Genomic DNA, 283 nt, shown 5'->3' with positions numbered 1-283 from the left:
CACTTCATTCAGCCGGCAAGCCGATGGTGGGTCGTACGGCGAAGTGGGGCGCAATGCTTTTTTGCTTACTTTTGGAGCTTCGGCCAAAAGTAAGGCAAGCAATCTGTGATTGCGCGCAGAATAAAAAAATTAAAGAACATTTAACTTATCAACTACTGATTGACATTAATTATAAAATTATCTTATATAAAGGTGCATAATCCGGAGCATCCCCACCCAGTAATCCGGTTCTAAATCCATTAGAAATCGGTTCTAAAAATCTGCCATTCCGGCAGATATCCAC

The organism is Dysgonomonas sp. 521, from assembly GCF_010501055.1.
Classification (GTDB): domain Bacteria; phylum Bacteroidota; class Bacteroidia; order Bacteroidales; family Dysgonomonadaceae; genus Dysgonomonas.
Note: the sequence above shows the minus strand (reverse complement) of the source record.